Raw genomic sequence first — 20033 nt, 5'->3', positions numbered from 1 at the left:
TCGATCAAGCCTTCTTATTCTTCTCGGATGACGCTTCATTCGATTCCTTGCCTGTCCGCGCATCGTCGTTTTCATCACTGTCTGGCGAATTGTGCGAAAACTCGTCAGCATCGAATGACTCCCGCTTTTCGACTGTGCCACTTGGTTTTGGTGAAAGTGTTGAAGTTGAGCCTTCCTGCTCACGCGACTCAAGTTCGGTGATGGTACGCAGCTTCTCAGATAAGAGAGCAGTGGATTTGCCGTATCTCTGAATCAGTATGAAGGCAAACACGCCGAGAATGAAGCACACCATGGATACCCATACGTTGATGCGGACACCGAGGAATTCATGTGCGAAATCTATGCGCAGCATTTCAATCCATGTGCGTCCGGCCGTGTACCACATCACATATATGGCAAACAGTGAACCCGCCTTCAGTGCTTTCGACGCCCTGCGACCAATCCAAAGAATGAGTGCGGCACCGATGAGGTTCCATATCATCTCGTACAGAAACGTTGGTTGGAAAAGAGTGCCAGTTGGGCATGAGGAGCCGTCATAGCAGAGTTCACTGCTGCCGATTGCAGTACCGGTGATGTTGAGTTTGAGTCCCCATGGCAGTGTGGTCGGTGCACCATAGAGCTCCTGGTTGAACCAGTTGCCCAAGCGACCTATGGCCTGTGCCACCAGAAGGGCCGGCGCGATCACATCACTCAGCAGGGCCATGGGATAGTGACGATGTCTGCACCAGCCCCAGGCAGCAAGAGCTCCAAGCACAATCGCTCCCCATATCCCTAATCCGCCGTTCCAGATGCGAAACATGTCTATCCAATCCCCGGTTGGACCGAAGAAACGTTCAGGAGTAGTGATGATGTGATAGATTCGCGCCCCTATGATGCCAGCCGGAACTGCACAGAGGGCAATGTCAAGAATCTGATCGCTGATTCCGCCAAGTTTCTTCCATCGCACGGTTGCTATCCACACGGCAACGACAATGGCCGCAAGCATAGTCAAGGCATAAAAGTGTATGGTCAACGGTCCAATCGAGAATTCGGAAATCGACGGTGACGGAATATAGGCTAGGTTCATGACTCCCCATTCAATTGTCTGTTATGAAGCTTCGAGAGCATGTGCACTCACATGAACGGTGCCGGCAGCACACAGCCGGCCAGCACCGAATTGCAACTTCTATGTTCACAAGCCATACATAATATTAGGGCATATCCCAAGGATTGTTCACCCATGGATTTCAGGCATAGTCGAAAGCTAGCCTCGAGCTCCGTGTATTGCTTCGGCCAAATCATGTGTCGTCTGAGCCAGATCAGCCAGGCCCTGTTCTTCAGGCTTGACGTGTCTGCCCGTGCCATCCAACAATTGGTGGACCAAGGCTGAACCTACGATGACGCCATCGGCATAGCTGCCCACCTTCGAACCCTGCTCTGGCGTGGACACACCGATACCGACACAGACATGATCGGCACCTGCCTGGCGGGTACGTTCGACAAGCAACTCCGGTGAGGATGAGATGGTGGTTCTTTCGCCCGTCACCCCCATGCGTGAAGCAGCGTAGACAAAGCCTCTGGCATTGTTCGCAACGATGGCAAGCCTCTCTGCAGTGGAATCCGGTGACACCAAAAAGACCCTATCCAGACCGTAGCGCTCCGAAGCTTCGATCCACTCCCCTGCTTCGTCTGGTATCAAATCAGGTGTGATCAGTCCAGCGCCCCCGGCGTTCGAAAAATCCCTGGCGAACCGTTCGACACCATAGCGGAAGATCAGATTCCAATAGCTCATGATCAGTGGCACACCACCTGCCTTGGCCACGGTCTCGACCGCATCGAAGACTCCTGCAATGCGCTCGCCATTGTCCAAGGCAATGTGCGACGCTGCCTGAATGACCGGACCATCCATGACGGGATCAGAGTAAGGCAAACCGATTTCTACAATGTCAACGCCATGTTTGACCAGCGTCTCGAAGGCCTTCAGCGAGTATTCCTTGTTGGGAAAGCCATAGGGAAGATAGCCGATGAATGCAGGTGAATTGTTATCAGCCAGCTCCTGCAGCCTTGTGGCCGTCTTGCTAGGCGCATTGGTGAACCCAAGTGGTTGAGTATGGCGAACATCAGACGTTGCAGCTGCAGATGATTCGAAGGTATTGTGTGTGTCATTCATGCCGATCACTATTCTCCATCCACGCTGTTGCCATGGGCACCATTGGCGTCCAGAGCCTTGCTTTGTTCATCGGTCAGGAAGCCGAACCACTTGCCTGCAGTTGCCACATCCTTGTCGCCGCGACCAGAAATATTAACGACCAGTACAGGATTCTCTACACCCTTGTCTATCAGATCCTGTGCCGCCTTGTATGCACCCGCGACGGCATGAGATGATTCGAGCGCTGGAATGATGCCCTCACTGCGGGAAAGATCCAGGAATGCGCTCATGGCTTCCTTGTCGGTGGCGTAATCGTAATGTACCCGGCCAATATCCTTTAGCCATGCATGCTCAGGGCCAACGGAGGCATAGTCGAGTCCCGCTGAAATCGAATAGGTGTCAAGCGTCTGACCTTCGGCATTTTCGAGCAGATAGGATTTAGCCCCCTGGAATACACCGAGCTGTCCTGTCCCCTCGGTCAGACGAATGGCATGATCGCCTGATTCCGGCCCATTGCCACCCGCCTCATATGCATAGAGACGAACACGATCATCATCAAGAAACGCATTCATGATGCCAATCGCATTGGATCCGCCGCCCACGCAGGCAATTACCGCATCGGGATGTTCTATCCCATAGTCATCATGCAACTGTTCCTTCGCCTCTTCGCCGATGATTTTCTGGAAGTCTCTCACCATGGTTGGGAATGGGTGCGGGCCAGCGACGGTACCCAGAAGATAATGCGTATCTTCTACATTCGTTACCCAGTCGCGCAAGGCTTCATTGATGGCATCCTTCAAGATGCGTGTGCCTTGAGTCACTTCGACGACCTCGGCTCCAAGCATGCGCATGCGAGCGACGTTCAATGCCTGACGGCGTGCATCGAACTGACCCATGTAGATGCGGCACTTCAAACCAAGCAATGCACACACCGTAGCCGTGGCAACGCCGTGCTGACCTGCACCTGTCTCTGCAATGACACGGTGCTTGCCCATCCGCTTGACCAGCAGACCCTGGCCGAGTGCATTGTTGATCTTATGAGCCCCGGTATGGTTCAAGTCCTCGCGCTTGAGGAAAACCCGCACAGGAGCGCTCACTTTGTCACTGATGAGCTTTGCAAAGCGAGGTGCTTCGGTCAATGATGAAGGGCGACCGACATATTGCTTGCACAGTCGTGCAAACTCCTGGTGAAACTCAGGATCGGCCTTTGCCTGCCTGTATACGCTCTCAAGCTCATCAAGAGCATGAACCAAGGCTTCTGGAACATATCGTCCACCGTATTGTCCGAAATAAGGGCCGTCATGGGTACTGAGCGGCTGACTTTCTGATTCCTTCACGACTTTTCCTCCTTCAACGAGGCGTTTGACGGCAAGCTCATGGTCGCTCGCAGTCGCAACTCCCTCTCCCACCAGAACGGCATCTGCACCAGCTCTGGCATACATTTCGAGTTCCTTGATCCCAAATACACCTGATTCGGCTACACGGATAACGTTCTCAGGCAGGTTTGCAGCCAATGCCTTGTACTTCGTGACGTCAACAGACAAGTCTTTGAGATTGCGTGCATTGATGCCGATTATTCTCGCTCCGGCAGCTATCGCCCTATCGATCTCTTCGCGGGTGTGTGTTTCCACCAGCGCGTTGAGACCGAGCGAATGTGCAAGATCCAGCAGTTCTCGAAGCTTCGCGTCATCCAAGGCAGCCACTATCAGCAGTACTACATCGGCGCCGTGGGCTCGGGCTTCCCAGATCTGGTATGGGGTGACGATGAAGTCCTTGTTGAGGACGGGAATCTGGACCGCCTGGCGGACTGCATCCAGGTCATCAAAACTTCCCAAAAAGCGATGACGCTCGGTGAGCACAGAAATGGCGCTTGCACCACCGCTCTGATATTGCGATGCCAGCGCAGCGGGATCATCGATATCGGCAAGATGACCTTTTGAAGGTGATGCACGTTTGATTTCGGCGATGATGGGAATGCAATCAGGTTGCTTGAGCCATCGAGTGGCGTCCAAGGGTGTGCTCGTCATATTCCGTACCTGCTGCTGAAGCTGGGTCAAGGAAAGTTTGGTTTCGCGTTCGCGCTGATCAGCTAACGCTCCTGCAACCAATTCATCTAGGACTGACATCATTCACCTCGCTATTTCCACTCACTGTTCTTGGTGTTCATTTATTGAGACCATATGTCTCAAGATTATGTGCAGATCGTTAGATCTGTGCCAATTGGGCCGCGATCTGAACTGCCTCGACAGATGCCTCCGCCTTGTTGCGTGTCTCCTGCCATTCGTTCTCAGGCACGGAATCAAGCACGATGCCGGCTCCTGCCTGTACGCTCGCCTGATGGTCGCGAATGAAGGCAGTTCGAATAGCAATGGCCATATCCATGTTGCCCGAGAAATCGAAGTATCCGACCGTACCACCATAGATGCCCCGATCAATGCCTTCAATGCGGTCAATGATGCTGATGGCACTCGTTTTTGGCGCACCGCTCAACGTCCCTGCTGGGAATGCGGAAGTGAACACGTCAAAGGTCGATGCACCAGGCGCGAGTCTGCCGGTGACCGTCGAAGCGATATGCATGATATGGCTGAATCGCTTGATGTCCATAAGCGAGACAACGCTCACTGTTGAGGGATCGCAGACCCGCGAAAGATCATTCCTGGCCAAATCAACGAGCATGATATGTTCGCTGCGTTCCTTGGGATCTGCCAGGAGTTCCTCAGCCAGGCGCCGATCCTCTTCAGGAGTTGCGCCCCTGGGACGAGAGCCGGCGATTGGGAAGGTCAGTGCCCTGCCACGGTCGACTTTGATCAGGGTTTCTGGACTCGAACCGATGACATTGAAATCTCTGCCCTCCGCATCCGTCAATGCAAAGAAGTACATATATGGGCTGGGATTAAGTGTGCGCAGCACTCGATAGATATCGAATGGCCGTGAAGGAGCATCAAGATCGAGTCGTTGTGAAATCACTACCTGAAACGCGTCGCCATCGATGATATGCTGCTGCGCCTTCGCAACCCATTGCTCATAATCGCTTTTGGCCGTACGGAATCTGAGCTCCGGCCTTGGCTTATCTACATCGAGAGTGCCAATGAAATCCGTTGACTGGTTAGGATGCGCTGCATCGGTCTGCATGGCATTGAGGCGCACAACTGCCTCATCATAGGCAGCATCTGCGCGTGTCGGTCGGTTGTCGATATTGACCGCATTGGCGATCATCCATACGGATCCACTGAAATGGTCAACTACAGCAATGTCTGTTGCCAACGCCAGCACAAGTTCTGGCTGACCAGTTTCGTTTACTGCCTGACGGGGAAGCTTTTTCTCCCAGTGACGTGTTGCATCCCAGCCGATAGTACCGACCAAGCCGCTGGTCAGATTGGGAAGCCCCTCCACTTCTGGAGCCTTCAGGATGTTCAGTGTCTCGCGTGCCACATCGATCACATCGCCATGCTGGGGAACACCGGTAGGTACCTGACCGAGCCAATCGGCTTCACCATGGTTTGAGCGTAACTGGGCTATGGAATGCACCCCAATGAACGAATAACGGTTCCACGAGCCAGCATATTCGGCCGTTTCAAGGATAAAACTCCCACTGCGACCATGGGCAAGCCTCTCATAGAAGCCTACCGGTGTCAGAGTATCCCCGAGCAATCTTCTGACAATGGGAATGATTCGGTAGCCGGCATCCGCAAGGCGATGGAATTCCTCTCGGTCTGGCCACGTTGAGCCCCATTGCAGGTCCTTGACACTGCAATGGTAGTCATGCGCTGCGTTTGTGCCTTTGTTCACAGCAGCCTTGTCCGGTTCTTCAGCATTATTCATCAGATGCTCTTCTCTTCATCGCTACGCGTTCCGACGACAACCGGCAGCGGTCCACCAGAAAGGAAGCATGTACGTGTGCCATGGTGACATGCAGCTCCGACCTGATCGACCTCGACAAGAATGGCATCGCCATCGCAGTCGAGATTGAAGGACTTGACATACTGCACATGCCCCGAAGTGTCGCCCTTGCGCCAGAATTCCTGTCGTGAACGCGACCAGAAGGTGACGCGTCCTGTGGTAAGTGTGCGGCGGACGGCCTCATCGTTCATGTATCCGACCATCAGCACTTCCTTGCTGTCATATTGCTGAATAACTGCAGCGACAAGACCTTGAGCGTCATGCTTCAACCGTTGCCGAATGCGTGGATCCAGAATTTCGGAGTTGTTGTATTGCACATCGTCTGCGTCTCTAGAGGCTGGCACTTGCGTAGTTTCCTTCAATCTATTCACACCCTGAGTAATGCGAGCAGCACCTTGCCGGGCCACTCATGCTTTCTGTTTCAATTGTTGTACAGTGTAGAGTTTTGCCATCGAATTGGAGTGACGTGTCTCATGGTGAGTCCTATCTGACCTGGTACCCTGCATTGTGCAGTGCATGTTTCACCTGCGCAATAGTGATGATTCCATAGTGGAACACAGAGGCAGCCAATACGGCATCGGCTCCCGCCGCTACAGCGGGTGGAAAATCTTCCACCTTGCCTGCCCCACCGCTGGCGATGAGAGGAATGCTCACTTCCTTGCGCACAGCCGAAATCATGTCAAGATCGAATCCATTCTTGGTCCCATCTGCGTCCATTGAATTGAGCAATATCTCGCCAGCGCCAAGCTCCTCTGCGCGCTTGACCCACCAGAGCGCATCAATGCCGGTGCGCTTGCGACCGCCCATGGTCGTGACTTCAAATCCAGATTGCGTGTGTTGCGTACCCTGCTCACGACGCGCATCGATGGATAGCACAATAACCTGGCTGCCGAAACGATTCGAAATGTCAGAAATGAGTTGAGGATTATTGATTGCGGCAGTATTCACACCAATTTTGTCCGCTCCACAGCGCAGCAGAGAGTCAACATCCTCTATGCTTCGCACGCCTCCGCCAACGGTGAGTGGGATGAAGAGCTGTTCTGCCGTTCGAGTCACCACATCAATCATCGTATTGCGATGCGAAGAAGAGGCCGTCACATCGAGGAAAGTGAGTTCATCTGCACCTTGACTGTAGTATTCTGCGGCGAGTTCGACTGGATCACCTGCATCTCGAAGATTTTCAAAATGAACGCCCTTTACTACCCTTCCAGCATCAACATCCAAACAAGGGATAACCCTTATGGCAAGCGACATTTTGTGCTCCTCGTGTGTAACCGTGGTGAATCGTGTACAAACTCGTGGTGAGTCTGCCCATCATCAACGTGCGTTAGACGGTACCAGTTTTTTCAGACTACTCATAACATACGACGCGTATATATCGTGGATGGTGAAACGCTGTGTCGCATGTTATTGCAGTGTGAGAATCAGAACTGCCGCAATGAAGGGTGCACACATCAGGATGGAATCGACGCGATCAAGAACGCCACCATGCCCTTTAAGCAAGTGCCCCATATCTTTGATTCCAAGATCCCTCTTGAGCATTGATGCGCAGAGATCACCGAATGTGCCGACAATTCCTACAAGAATTCCCAGCATTATGGGCACCCACCATCGGGTCCTCCATAACGTTGCATCAAATGTCACTGCTGAAGCCACAAAGGCACCAACCATGGCAAAGAGCATCGATCCGATCAATCCCTCATATGATTTCTTCGGCGAGATTCGCGGTGAAAGCTTATGCTTGCCCAACAGAGCTCCGAAAAACAGACCGCCAATATCACTCAAGGCGGGCAAGAATACCAGCATGCAGGCATTTACGATGCTAAAGCGTTGAATATGGAGCGGAAGAACGAGGAAGCACGCAAGCAGGGGTATGTAGGTAACGGTGAAGAGCGACACTGCGACGTTCGAAAAAGCGCCCTTCGACGTTATCGCATTGTCGTGGTTGTATGAAGATTCCAAGCGTGCCGATGACTCGGAAGACGAAAGCTTGGTTGCCACGGCCATCGGAACACGGGTGCCAAAACTCAGTCGCACCGTTGCTGAAATCACCACGAGAATTGCAGTGAGCATTATGGACAGACCCATCGCAATCAATGGCCGTGGGGCATAGAAGGTCAGCAGAATCGATGCAAGTGAGCAGATTGAAAGCGTAATGAATGGTATGTGCAGTCCGGCCGTTGCAAAATCGACCCGCAGCTCCCACAAACCCAGAACCATGAATACGGCGATAAGAATAACGAATACGTCGATTTTGATGAAGAGCGTGGCAAGAATGATGATCACCAGAAGCGCACCGGTTGCCACTGCCTGGGGCATATTGCGTCCGGTACGCTTGTTGATTGCCTTCAAGGCATCTTCAGTTTCGTTCTGCATGGCCTAACACTTCGAATATTCGAATAATGGTTACCGCGAAATCTTCATAACTATCAGACCTCGAGAATTTCCTTTTGCTTGCCTTCAAGCAATTCGTCAATGGAATCAGAGATCTTCTTGGTGACGGTGTCCAGATCCTTCTGAAGACGCTTGCCTTCGTCCTCACCAAGATCGCCATCCTTGACCGAGACTTCGATGCTTTCCTTGGTCTTGCGACGAATGTTTCGTACAGCGATCTTTCCGTCCTCAGCCTTGCTCTTGGCCAACTTGACATAATCCTTGCGACGGTCCTCTGTCAATTCCGGTAGCGTCACTCGAATCACGTTGCCATCGCGATTCGGATTGACACCGAGGTCGGAATCCCTGATGGCCTTCTCGACGGCAGCAGCCTGAGAGGTGTCAAATGGTGTGACGGCCAGAGTCCTTGGTTCAGGAACACCGATAGAAGCCACGGCCTTGAGTGGCGTTGGTGAACCGTAATAGTCGACGGTAATCCCGTTAAGCAATGCAGGGTTGGCTCTCCCGGTACGGATGCCTACAAAATTTTCCTTGGTCGATTCGACAGACTTGTTCATCTGAGCCTGTGCCTGATCTACGATATTTGCCATCTGAGTTCCTTACCTGTTGATTACTCGGTTACTGATTCCTGATCGCACACCAATGTGCCAAGAGCTTCGCCCTGCAATGCCTTGGTGACATTATCCGACTTCTCGAGCCCGAACACACGAATCCTCATGTTGTTGTCACGTGCCATGGAAAGAGCAGCAGCATCCATAACCGCGAGATTATCAACCAGAGCACGCTTGTAACTCAATCGTGTGAACATCTTGGCAGTAGCATCCTTATGAGGATCGGCGGTGTAGACACCCTCGACTCCATTCTTGCCCATCAAAACCTCGGCGCAGTGGATTTCCAGTGCTCGTTGAATGGAGACCGTATCCGTTGAGAAGTAAGGCATGCCTGCGCCCGCACCAAAAATGACTACCCTGCCCTTTTCCAAGTGCCGAATTGCCTTCTGTGGAATATATGGTTCAGCAACCTGACCCATCGTGATTGCCGTCTGAACACGAGTGGCCTGGCCTTCCTGTTCGAGAAAGTCTTGCAGTGCGAGGCAGTTCATGACAGTACCGAGCATACCCATATAGTCGCCTCGTGAACGTTCGATCCCTGCCTGGCTCAGCTGCGCGCCACGGAAGAAATTTCCTCCACCCACAACGATGGCGACCTGAACTCCATGCTTCACCGCGGCGGCGATTTCTGAAGCAATACGGCTTACAACCGTGGTGTCAACACCAACGGCTCCCCCACCAAACGCTTCTCCCGAGAGCTTCAGCAAAACTCGTCTCGGTGCTACCGGTTTATTGCTCTTATCCTGATCACCATCAGGCACGTCATCGTAGGTCATTTGAAGCCTTTCATTGCCTCGCAAGCCGTTTTAACCGTATATCAGATTATCTGTGAACTGCGACAATGCAGCGAAGCATGCATCTGCACAATACTGTGTCCATAGAAAGAAAGGCTGCTCCGGTTTTGGTGTGTACGTGTACATCCGTGTGTGCTGTTCCTCTGCAAGCGTGAGCGTTCTCCTTCCTTGTCATCCCGAGCGTAGTCGAGGGATCTCCGTTGTTGGGAGCCAGAGGTGAGATCTCTCGACTGCGGCTGCGCCTTCGCTCGAGATGACAGGAAAGAGAAACGCTCAGGACGATCAGGAAAAGAGGAATGCTTGAGACGACAAGGAAAGAGAAACGCTCGGGACGATCAGAGGTATGACAATGCGAAAGGACGGCGAGTCTCACAGTTGTGCAGACTCACCGTCCTTTCGCATTGATAATGGAGCTTCATACCTTGCGGACATCAAGAATCAAGACGAAATAATCATTCATGATTTGACAACGGCAATGGAAGCAAGCCGATGTGCATCAAACACGTAATCACTCGTCACCCTTGCCGACTTCAAGTCGGGCGAAGCCAACAGCCTGTGCTCCAGCTGTCTTGAACAGGTCGCCAATCGTCTTGGATGTATCCTTGACATATTCCTGCTCCAGGAGCACCGTCTCCTTGAAGAAGGCGTTCAAACGACCCTCTACGATACGTGGAATGATCTTTTCAGGCTTGCCTTCAGCCTGTGACTTCTCAGTGGCAACGCGAGTCTCAGTCTCAACGACATCAGCAGGAACGTCTTCGCGGCGTAGCCACTTTGGACTCATTGCAGAAATCTGCAGTGCGACTTCATGCGCAATCGAAGCTCCGGCATCATCCGTCGCGATGACGGCAACGATTGATGGGGGAAGTTCGACGGACTTGTGATGAGCATAGATCTCGACATGTGGACCAGCGACGCGAGCGAACTGACCGAGCTTGACGTGTTCATGGAACAGCGCGCCAGCTTCTTCGATGGTCTCGTTGACAGTGCCTGACTTTGAGGCAGCCTTGAGTACATCTTCTGTTGTCTTGACATCAGCCTTGGCGACATCGGCAACGACTTCGTCTCCAAATTCCACAAACTGTGGTGTCTTGGCAACAAAATCGGTTTCCGAATTCAATTCAACCGCATATGCAACCTGACCATCGGCAGTGTCAGCGATGGTGGATGCGATCAAACCTTCCTGAGCCTTGCGACCTTCGCGCTTTCCTGCAGCCTGAATGCCTTTGGCACGAATGATTTCCTTTGCACGCGCGACATCGCCTTCAGCCTCGGTGAGCGCCTTCTTGACGTCCATCATGCCGGCGCCAGTTGCATCACGCAGCTCTTTGATGAGTGCGGCAGTAATCTTTGCCATAGAAACTCTCCTCTGTGATAAATTGCCGGTCGCAGCGCTTATGCACTGCGACCGGAATGCAAGTTCATGGTGCCGAAATTACTCGGCCTTTGCTTCCTGATTTGGCTCTGCAACGGATGCTGCCTCTGCCTTGTCAGCGGCTTCAACAGTTTCTGAGCCTTCTGCAGCCTTTTCACCCTCTGGTGTCTGAAGAAGATCCTTCTCCCATTCCGCCATTGGCTGTTCTGCAGACTCATCAGTCTTGGCTGCCTTGCCGGAACGCTCCAGCAGACCCTCGGCAACGGCGTCAGCCATCAATGAGGTGAGCAATTCGATGCCACGGATGGCATCATCATTTGCTGGGATTGGGTAGGTGACGGTCTCAGGATCGGTGTTCGTATCAACGAGTGCAACGACGGGAATGTGCAGCTTGTGCGCTTCCTGAACGGCAAGGGCTTCCTTGTTGATGTCGATGATGAACAGTACCGAAGGGGTGCGGTTCATGTTGCGAATGCCGCCAAGCTGCTTCTCGAGCTTGTCCTTTTCGCGCTCAAGCAGCAACAGTTCCTTCTTGGTCAGGCCGGAAGCGTGAACATCGTTGAAATCCATCTCTTCGAGTTCCTTGAGACGGGAAACACGCTTGGTGACAGTCTGGAAGTTGGTGAGCATGCCGCCCAGCCAGCGCTCGGAAACATATGGCATGTTGACGCGGGTTGCCTGAGTCTTGACTGCATCCTGAGCCTGCTTCTTGGTTCCAACAAACAGAATGGTGCCGTTGTGAGCGACGGTCTGCTTGATGAAATCATAGGCCTTGTCGATCAAATCGAGCGACTTGAAAAGATTGATGATGTGAATGCCATTGCGCTCGGTGAGAATGTACTGCTTCATCTTCGGATCCCAGCGACGTGTCTGATGTCCGAAGTGGATGCCAGCCTTGAGCATTTCGCTCATGGTGATCTGTGCCATGATAGATACCTTTCATTGTCGGTTATTGCCTGGTCATGCGAACCTGAGTACAACCCTAAAAGGCCGACCGACACAGGTCGTCGCCGACATGACGCGATGTCGTGTGTCATTTCTAGGAAAGTTCGAATCAATAGAGCCTGCGACTGCCTATCGAATCATCGACACACAAACCAACATAATACCATGAGTCATCGTCAGCGGTGGTTATCCATGGGACTGTGAACGAAGCTCCCGCAGCGCCTTGCGTCTGACATCCTTTTCCAGACGATCGATATAGACGTGCCCATCAAGGTGATCACATTCATGCTGCAACATTCGTGCCTTGATTCCATGGCCTTCAATGGTGATTGCGTCACCTGACAAATCGATGCCTCGAACGCGCGCAAATTCCGCTCGCCGCGTGTCGTACCATAATCCCGGCAGTGAAAGGCAACCTTCGGCACCGAGCTGTTCGCCTGAAGTCTCTTCAAGCACTGGATTGATGACATAGCCGAGTTCTTCCTCAATATTGAATGAGAAGATGCGCAAAGGTACGCCTATCTGATTCGCCGAAAGCCCGGCCCTGCCAGGGTCGTTGACTGTATCGAGCAAATCCTGCACCAAACGTTCGATGGCGGGCGTGATTGATTGCACTGGATCGCAAACGGTACGAAGAATCGGATCGGGAACTACTCGAATGTCACGAATTGCCAAAACTGCTCCTGAACATTAGATATCCGAGTCTTTGGTGTTGCCATCATGCGCATCGGAACCTTCTTCATGTGAGGAAGGTCGTGAGTCCGCAGACGAGTTCTGCTCGGCTTGAGAACGAATTCTCTCAGAAACGTTAGCAAGGGAATCAGACACGTTGCTGCGTGCGCGGTCAATGCTTCCGAGCATTTCATTGATGCGTGGCATGGCATTTTCCTGGGCTTTGTTGACCAGCGGTGTAATTGATTCGGATGCTCGTTCCATCAGCTTTGCAGAGGCTGGCACGGGTCTCGGCTGACCAGCCCTTGGAGCGTAGAGCACCTTGTCAATCAAATTCTCGTATTTGCGGAGCACTTGAGGACGGACAACCTTCATGCTGGGAGTGAGAGTACCATCCTCCTGTGTAAAGTCTTCATCCAAAATCAGGAATTTTCTTACCGATTCAGCGCGGGAGACGCTGCTATTGGCCTGATCGACAAACTGCTGGATGTAGGATCGAACCGCCTCGTTGCTGACTGCCTGAGCTAGCGTCAGGGAGGAATCCAACTTCTGCGATTCCAGCCAGTTTTTCAGCATGTCAGGGTCGAGTGTGACCAATCCTGCGATGAAAGGTTTGCCATCGCCGACGACCACCGCCTGCGAGACGATTGGGCATGAGGCAATCGTATCTTCCATGGGAGCGGGGCTGATATTCTTGCCTCCGGCAGTAATGATAATGTCTTTCTTCCTGCCGGTGATGAACACGAAGCCCTCGTCGTTGAGCTGAGCCAAGTCACCGGTGTGCAGCCATCCATCGCCATCAACCGTATCCTGTGCCAGATCTGGCTGGCCATAGTAGCCGACAAATACGTTCGGCCCCTTGACGAGAAGCTCGTCGTCGTCGGCTATGCGAACGGAAATGCCCGGGCCAGGGCGGCCTACGGATCCGACGATATTGTCGTGTTCGCCATTGACGCAGCAAGGTGCAGCCGTTTCCGTCATGCCATATCCCTGAATGAAGGTGATGCCGTCAAAACCATTGAAGAAGTTGGCCAGATCAGCGTTCATCGGTGCTCCACCGCATGCCAGATATTTGAGATTTGGGCCGAGTGCCGAACGAATTGAGGAGCCTACCGTGCGCATATAAAAGGAATGGCGCATGCGTGCGATGACACCGTGTTTACCGCTCTCCTGCTCATCCTTTGACCATTGTATGAAGTGCTTGAATGCATTGGCGAAGAGCCGACCCTTGAATCCAGCTCCTGCCTTCTGCGATGCTGCGTTGTACACCTTTTCAAATACGCGCGGCACACCCAAAAGATATGTCGGTTTGAAGCTTCGCAGATCGGCCAGAAGATGCTTGGCATTGGGAACGTATCCGACGACGCCCTCTGCCCCAATACACACATATTGAATATAGCGGGCAAAGCAGTGGGCCAATGGGAGGAAGAGCAGCAGACGGGTTGGCGCAGCCAGCATGTCTGGTAAGGCCTCATATCCGGCATAGATGATATGAGCGAAGTTCCGGTTCGATAGCATAACCCCCTTGGGTTTGCCTGTGGAACCGGAAGTGTACACAATCGTCAACAAATCATCCGCGTGAACGTCTGCGATGCCCTCATCAAGAGTTTCATCCGTCACTGCCTTGCCGAAGTCGCTGACAGCATTGAGACCATCATTTTCAAAGTTAAAGACGAATTTCAGCTTGTTATCGTCAAGACGTACCTGCTCCATGATCTGTGTGTGATCGTTGTCGCCGGCAAATGCCACGACCGGATCCACCGCCTGTGTTATTGCAGATGCCTGCTTACTCGAATCTGTTTCATAGATTGGTACGGTCACGGCACCTATGGCCGCACAGGCAAAGTCGACTATCCCCCAGTCATAACTCGTGGCGGAATAGATGATGATCTTGCTTCCCTTGGTCACTCCCAATGCAAGCAACCCCTTGGCAACCTGACGCACGCGGTCAAGCATCTGCTCTGCCGTTACATCATGCCATGCCTTGGTGTTCTCGTCTTGCCATTGAGCGATCACATCCTCGGGATCACGTTTGCTTCGATTGCTCAGCAATGAGTATACAGTGTCGTCGTCCGTCGTTGGTCGGTTAGTTTTTACATTGAATTCTCGCAACATGCATACCACTATAGAACTATGCCAGAATCGTGCATGTGCGTTACCCAATATCCAGCAATGAGCATCTCCATCGTCCATGTTCAATCTGCAGCACAACATTCGCCCAATAATGGCTCTCTCCAATGCTGAAGCATACTGAAACCTCATAGGTTTCAGGTCCAACCAGCAATCCATGAATCTGTTGCGGAACTACCGGCATATGTCTGAGCTCATCCTTGACAAAACCCTTCTTCGGTCGTGATTGATGCAGTAGCTTGGAAAAGGTGAGTAGTCGTTCGATCAGTTCAGGCTTGAGATAGCGCTCTAACATCTTGGAATCGAGACGCTGGCGAACCACATCCATCGCTATGCAGGCATTGCGGCAGGCCACGACTGCAAGGTGATGGCATTCCTCATTGCTGATGGTGGAAGGAATGCAGCGAGCGATGCGTATTGGTATCGGGTCCATGGTTGCAACGATGCGAACCTTGTTAACGTAAGGCCCAGTGATCGTGGGGTGGGTATCTTCGATGGAAGCATCCATATCCTATTCCTCAACTTCTAGCATTCACGGTGTGAATCGTACGTAAATTGAGCATCGCAGAGTTTTGACATGTCGTCAAGATATGAATAGGCCTGTCGAGTGTGTACGACAGGCCTATTCATATCCCTCAGAGAGCAGGTTATGAATTCAGGAACTATCCCTTATTTGTTCAGATGTGTTCGTACGGTGTGACGACGACCGAGCAACGCTGGAAGTTCTTCACATCGACATATCCGGTCGATGCCATCGCACGACGCAAAGCACCAATGTAGTTGGTCGCGCCATCGGCTTGGTGACTTGGCCCGAAGAGAACCTGCTCAAGCGGTGCAACGGTACCCACCTCAACACGGTTGCCGCGTGGCAACGTTTCATGATGTGCCTCTGAGCCCCAATGCATGCCCTTACCTGGGGCTTCGCTTGCTCGCGCAAGAGGAGCACCCAGCATCACCGCATCAGCACCCATGGCGAGAGCCTTGACGAAGTTCCCCGACGTGCCCATACCGGCATCGGCAATCACCTGAACGTAGCGCCCGCCGGATTCATCCATGTAGTCGCGGCGTGCCTCGGCAACGTCTGCGATGGATGTCGCCATTGGAGCGTGGACGCCGATGGTGGTTCTTGTGGGTGAAACGGCACCTCCACCGAAACCTACAAGCACTCCAGCGGCACCGGTACGCATCAGATGCAAGGCGGCCTGATAGGTTGCGGCACCGCCGACTATCACTGGAACATCAAGTTCATAGATAAATTTCTTCAGATTCAAAGGCTGATGACTGGTGGACACGTGTTCGGCAGACACGGCAGTGCCACGAATGACGAACAGATCAACACCAGCTTGGATCAGGGTTGATGTGAATTCCTGTGTATGCTGTGGAGAAAGCGCCCCTGCCACGGTCACACCCGCCTTGCGGATCTCTTGAATACGCTCAGCAATCAACTCAGCCTTGATAGGCTCACGGTAGATTTCCTGAATCCTCGCAGTCGCCTTGTCGGCAGGCAGTTCTGAAATCTCCTGCAACAGCAACGTCGGATCTTCATAGCGTGTCCAGAGTCCTTCCATGTCAAGCACGCCAAGCCCGCCGAGCTTGCCAAGCGCAATGGCAGTCTGAGGGCTCATAACCGAGTCCATTGGAGCTCCAAGAACCGGTATGTCAAACTCATAGGCATCAATCTGCCAAGATGTGGAAACATCTTCTGGATCGCGAGTTCGACGTGAGGGTACTATTGCTACATCATCGAGTGAGTATGCAAGACGGGCCTTTTTGCCGAGCCCGATTTCGATTTCCTGAGACATAATCCATAGGCTAATGCTCGTGCCCGACCTATGGCCGAAAACGATGATGCAATCGGTTAACATGAATGATGTATCAATGGAATTCAAGCCGCCGCCATACAAGGCGATCTTAGGAGGAATTCATGCCCACAACCAACACTTCCAAAATCAAAGTCGAGGGTACCGTTGTTGAACTCGATGGCGATGAAATGACACGCGTCATATGGAAGGACATCAAGAATCGTCTGATTCTGCCGTATCTCGAACTCAATCTGGATTATTACGATCTTGGCATCGAGAATCGCGACAGAACCGATGATCAGGTGACCATCGACTCAGCCAATGCAATTTTGAAGACACACGTTGGCGTAAAATGCGCGACAATCACTCCTGATGAGGCGCGTGTGAAGGAATTTGGTCTCAAAAAGATGTGGAAGTCGCCAAATGGAACAATCCGTAACATTCTGGGTGGCACGATTTTCCGCGAACCAATCGTCATTTCGAATGTGCCACGGCTTGTTCCCGGCTGGACCAAGCCGATCATCGTTGCCAGGCATGCATTCGGCGATCAGTACAAGGCCACCGATTTTACTGTGCCAGGCAAAGGCAAGCTGACCGTTACCTTCACCCCGGAAGACGGCTCTGCCCCAATCGAGCATCTCGTCTATGACTACCCAGGTGCCGGCATAGCTCAGGTGCAATATAATCTTGATGAATCCATCAGCGGTTTCGCTCGGGCATGCTTCAACTACGGGCTGCTTCGTCACTATCCGGTTTATCTGAGTACCAAGAATACGATTCTCAAGGCATATGACGGTAGATTCAAAGACATATTCCAGGAGATATTCGAGACTGAATACAAGCAACGCTATGACGCAGAAGGCCTGACATACGAGCATCGACTCATCGACGACATGGTTGCCAGTTCATTGAAATGGAGTGGTGGATACGTCTGGGCTTGCAAGAATTACGATGGTGATGTGCAGTCAGATACCGTTGCCCAAGGCTTCGGATCACTGGGTCTCATGACATCGGTGCTGATGACACCAGATGGTCAGACAGTAGAGGCTGAAGCTGCCCATGGCACCGTGACCCGGCACTATCGTCGCTGGCAAAAGGGCGAGAAAACCTCGACCAACCCGATCGCTTCCATCTATGCCTGGACCGGTGGTCTGAAGCATCGGGCCAAGTTGGACGGCAATTCGCAATTGCAACATTTTGCGGAAAATCTGGAACAGGTAATCATCGAAACCGTCGAATCTGGCAAGATGACGAAGGATCTCGCGCTGCTGGTGGGGCCAAATCAGCCATGGCTGGATACCGAAGGCTTCATGGATGCATTGGATGAGGCACTCGCGAGGAAACTTAGCGACTGAATATTCTGTTCAACTTGCATAAGCCCGTTGCTGTTGGGCCTATAACCCGGGTTATAGGCACGAAAATGTGTCTGGTCGTTATCCGCTGAATGTTGCGTATGTTGTGCTTGGGAAGTCGCTTTTCGAGCAAACTCAAGTGAAAGGCGACTTCCCAAGCACAACCTGAGCAACGGGCTTTTGCATGCCCGAGACAACCATGCAAACTTCAGTATGGCTGAAGTTCTACAATGGTGATGTCTTGAATTCATGTGTACTCATGAGACGATGCTGATGTGCGAAGGGATTGCATGAACTGCATAGGGAAAAGACTGGAACATTTCATCGCAATGGCTTTGAGTCTGTGCTTGATGGTGGCCACAGCCGCTTGCTCTTCAACGCCTGCTCCGGAGAAGAGCACTGCAACAGGCACCGCAGCACGAGGTTCCGTGGCAATTTTTACGCCTGCTGATGGAGTTACCTTTTCGGAACACACACCATTGAATAAGTGGACAAAACTTACGCCGGAAGTACAGAATGCCTTGACTGCAACCGAGGGCTTTCAGAAGGATTCAATCTCGACAACAACATCCGACACTCTCGATACACAGAGCCGAGCGGTTCAGGACTATGTGGTAGGGCACGTTACCTCCCAGAGTTCCAGCTCTTCCAGCGCGTCAACAACCTTCAAACCCAGTCAGGAAACCATCATCATCGCACCAGTTGTCACGAAGGACAACGCAATTCGACAGTACGGAGATTTTGTAGATCAACAGGTGACATGGAACGAATCAACTACCGATTCCTCGACTTCATCGAGTTCGCCTTCAGCCTCGGCATCGGACTCGGCATCTCCATCACCAACCCAATCACCTGCAACTGGCGACGACAATGCGGAGGCCGTTACACAGCGGGCTGCCGGAGAACGTCTTGTCGCTGCCCTGCGTCTGGCAAAAAGTTCAGGCATGCATGTCATTGTCGTATCCAATCCCATTCAGGGATTCACCCCTGAATTATTTGTCAGGATGGCAACTGCCCGTGAAATCGGCATTGTGCAGGCAAAGCAGCTGGTCAGCAAGCTCGCCCTGAATTCTACGAGCTCTGAAAATCCGAAGCATATTGAAGTAATGATTCCTGTTTCGCGCGAAGCTGATGACGACACGGATACAGACTCGGCAGGAAATCTCTTCGCTCGCGAGGCCTTCGCAGGGATCTGGAGCGTGCTGGGAAAATACTATCGCGATGGACGTGCCACCAGTCCATCGAATACCTTGACGGCATCGAGCACAGACTCCAGCTGGAGCAATGTAGTTTTTGACGCAAGAAAGGCTTCCTCGGCCCAGACCGCACTCGCCAGTCGACTCGGCAAGACCGCCGACGGTCAGGATGTTCCCGTTGCCATCAATGGCATTCTGGCTATGAATGATTTCGTTGCATCTGGTGTCACGACTGAATTAAAGAAGCTCGGATACACGGGATCTTCGTCAGATATCAATCCTCAGATCAGCATCTCTGGAATCGTCGGCAATATTACCGGCAAGCAGGATATTCAAAAGGAGAAGGCGCCTGATCCCAAACGTGCGCCAACGCAATCAAGTGAAGACGATTCGAATAGCTCGGCAGCCGCAGGAGAGAAAGCCTCGACCGCATGGCCGATTATCACAGGCTATGGCTCCTATATCGATAACATTCCATCGATTGTCGATGGAATGCAGTGGATGACGGTTATCGAGGATCGAAAGAGTCTGGCAACAGATATAGCCCATGCGACTGCCCTACTCAACGCAGACAAAGGCATCAAGTCGATACCCTCAATCGCTCAGGACACGATTGAGGGTACGAAAGTGTTGACCCTTTCTCGTGAGCAGTTGATTGTATCTGCATCTAATCTGAAGTCCATACTGCTCGATAAGGATTACATCACGCCGGCGGAGGCTGGCTTATAGGACAG

At 52.3% G+C, this 20033-nt stretch carries 17 protein-coding genes; 2 read left to right on the top strand and 15 right to left on the bottom strand.

Annotated features, from left to right (window positions below; all coding sequences use genetic code 11):
- Window positions 1–4: 4 nt before the first annotated feature.
- The 15 genes from lgt to BAQU_RS04355 form a co-directional block, all read right to left on the bottom strand.
- On the bottom strand, window positions 5–1066 hold the full coding sequence (lgt, locus tag BAQU_RS04425) for a prolipoprotein diacylglyceryl transferase (RefSeq protein ID WP_094693122.1): 1062 nt from the start codon (window positions 1064–1066) through the stop codon (window positions 5–7).
- A gap of 177 nt (window positions 1067–1243) precedes the next feature.
- Window positions 1244–2149 carry a tryptophan synthase subunit alpha gene (gene trpA / locus BAQU_RS04420; RefSeq protein ID WP_094693920.1) on the bottom strand — a complete coding sequence of 302 codons (906 nt, stop codon included), beginning with the start codon at window positions 2147–2149 and terminating at the stop codon, window positions 1244–1246.
- Between the two features lie 8 nt (window positions 2150–2157).
- Window positions 2158–4254 carry a tryptophan synthase subunit beta gene (trpB, locus tag BAQU_RS04415; RefSeq protein ID WP_094693918.1) on the bottom strand — a complete coding sequence of 699 codons (2097 nt, stop codon included), beginning with the start codon at window positions 4252–4254 and terminating at the stop codon, window positions 2158–2160.
- A gap of 79 nt (window positions 4255–4333) precedes the next feature.
- On the bottom strand, window positions 4334–5950 hold the full coding sequence (locus tag BAQU_RS04410) for a chorismate-binding protein (RefSeq protein WP_094693120.1): 1617 nt from the start codon (window positions 5948–5950) through the stop codon (window positions 4334–4336).
- Entirely contained in the window at window positions 5950–6372 is a 423-nt protein-coding gene (gene hisI, locus BAQU_RS04405) for a phosphoribosyl-AMP cyclohydrolase (protein ID WP_415447695.1), read from the bottom strand. Before hisI ends, BAQU_RS04410 begins: the two co-directional genes overlap by 1 nt.
- Before the next feature lie 139 nt (window positions 6373–6511).
- Window positions 6512–7282 (bottom strand): imidazole glycerol phosphate synthase subunit HisF, encoded by a 771-nt coding sequence (gene hisF, locus BAQU_RS04400; RefSeq protein ID WP_094693118.1) that lies wholly within the window; start codon window positions 7280–7282, stop codon window positions 6512–6514.
- A gap of 153 nt (window positions 7283–7435) precedes the next feature.
- Window positions 7436–8404: a phosphatidate cytidylyltransferase gene (locus BAQU_RS04395; protein WP_094693116.1), complete on the bottom strand. Its 969-nt coding sequence runs from the start codon at window positions 8402–8404 to the stop codon at window positions 7436–7438.
- A gap of 53 nt (window positions 8405–8457) precedes the next feature.
- Window positions 8458–9012 carry a ribosome recycling factor gene (frr, locus tag BAQU_RS04390; RefSeq protein ID WP_094693114.1) on the bottom strand — a complete coding sequence of 185 codons (555 nt, stop codon included), beginning with the start codon at window positions 9010–9012 and terminating at the stop codon, window positions 8458–8460.
- A gap of 20 nt (window positions 9013–9032) precedes the next feature.
- On the bottom strand, window positions 9033–9809 hold the full coding sequence (pyrH, locus tag BAQU_RS04385; protein WP_094693112.1) for a UMP kinase: 777 nt from the start codon (window positions 9807–9809) through the stop codon (window positions 9033–9035).
- Window positions 9810–10335: 526 nt separating this feature from the next.
- A complete protein-coding gene (tsf, locus tag BAQU_RS04380) occupies window positions 10336–11184 on the bottom strand; it encodes a translation elongation factor Ts (RefSeq protein WP_094693110.1) in 849 nt (282 codons plus the stop codon).
- A 78-nt stretch (window positions 11185–11262) separates the two neighbouring features.
- The gene (gene rpsB / locus BAQU_RS04375; protein ID WP_094693108.1) at window positions 11263–12129 is read right to left on the bottom strand and encodes a 30S ribosomal protein S2; all 867 of its coding nucleotides are present in this window, start codon (window positions 12127–12129) and stop codon (window positions 11263–11265) included.
- A 204-nt stretch (window positions 12130–12333) separates the two neighbouring features.
- Entirely contained in the window at window positions 12334–12822 is a 489-nt protein-coding gene (gene def / locus BAQU_RS04370; protein WP_094693106.1) for a peptide deformylase, read from the bottom strand.
- A 15-nt stretch (window positions 12823–12837) separates the two neighbouring features.
- A complete protein-coding gene (locus tag BAQU_RS04365) occupies window positions 12838–14934 on the bottom strand; it encodes an AMP-dependent synthetase/ligase (protein WP_094693104.1) in 2097 nt (698 codons plus the stop codon).
- Window positions 14935–14974: 40 nt separating this feature from the next.
- Window positions 14975–15457 carry a hypothetical protein gene (locus BAQU_RS04360; RefSeq protein ID WP_094693102.1) on the bottom strand — a complete coding sequence of 161 codons (483 nt, stop codon included), beginning with the start codon at window positions 15455–15457 and terminating at the stop codon, window positions 14975–14977.
- Window positions 15458–15626: 169 nt separating this feature from the next.
- Window positions 15627–16751 (bottom strand): GuaB3 family IMP dehydrogenase-related protein, encoded by a 1125-nt coding sequence (locus BAQU_RS04355; protein ID WP_094693100.1) that lies wholly within the window; start codon window positions 16749–16751, stop codon window positions 15627–15629.
- Window positions 16752–16873: 122 nt separating this feature from the next.
- Between BAQU_RS04355 and BAQU_RS04350 the strand changes: the two genes are divergently transcribed.
- On the top strand, window positions 16874–18106 hold the full coding sequence (locus tag BAQU_RS04350; RefSeq protein WP_094693098.1) for an NADP-dependent isocitrate dehydrogenase: 1233 nt from the start codon (window positions 16874–16876) through the stop codon (window positions 18104–18106).
- 287 nt (window positions 18107–18393) lie between these two features.
- Window positions 18394–20028: a substrate-binding domain-containing protein gene (locus BAQU_RS04345; protein WP_143241963.1), complete on the top strand. Its 1635-nt coding sequence runs from the start codon at window positions 18394–18396 to the stop codon at window positions 20026–20028.
- The last annotated feature ends 5 nt before the right edge of the window (window positions 20029–20033 follow it).

Source organism: Bifidobacterium aquikefiri (genome assembly GCF_002259795.1).
GTDB classification, from domain to species: domain Bacteria; phylum Actinomycetota; class Actinomycetes; order Actinomycetales; family Bifidobacteriaceae; genus Bombiscardovia; species Bombiscardovia aquikefiri.
The sequence above is the reverse complement of the archived record's forward strand: the minus strand, read 5'-3'. Positions and strand labels throughout refer to the sequence as shown.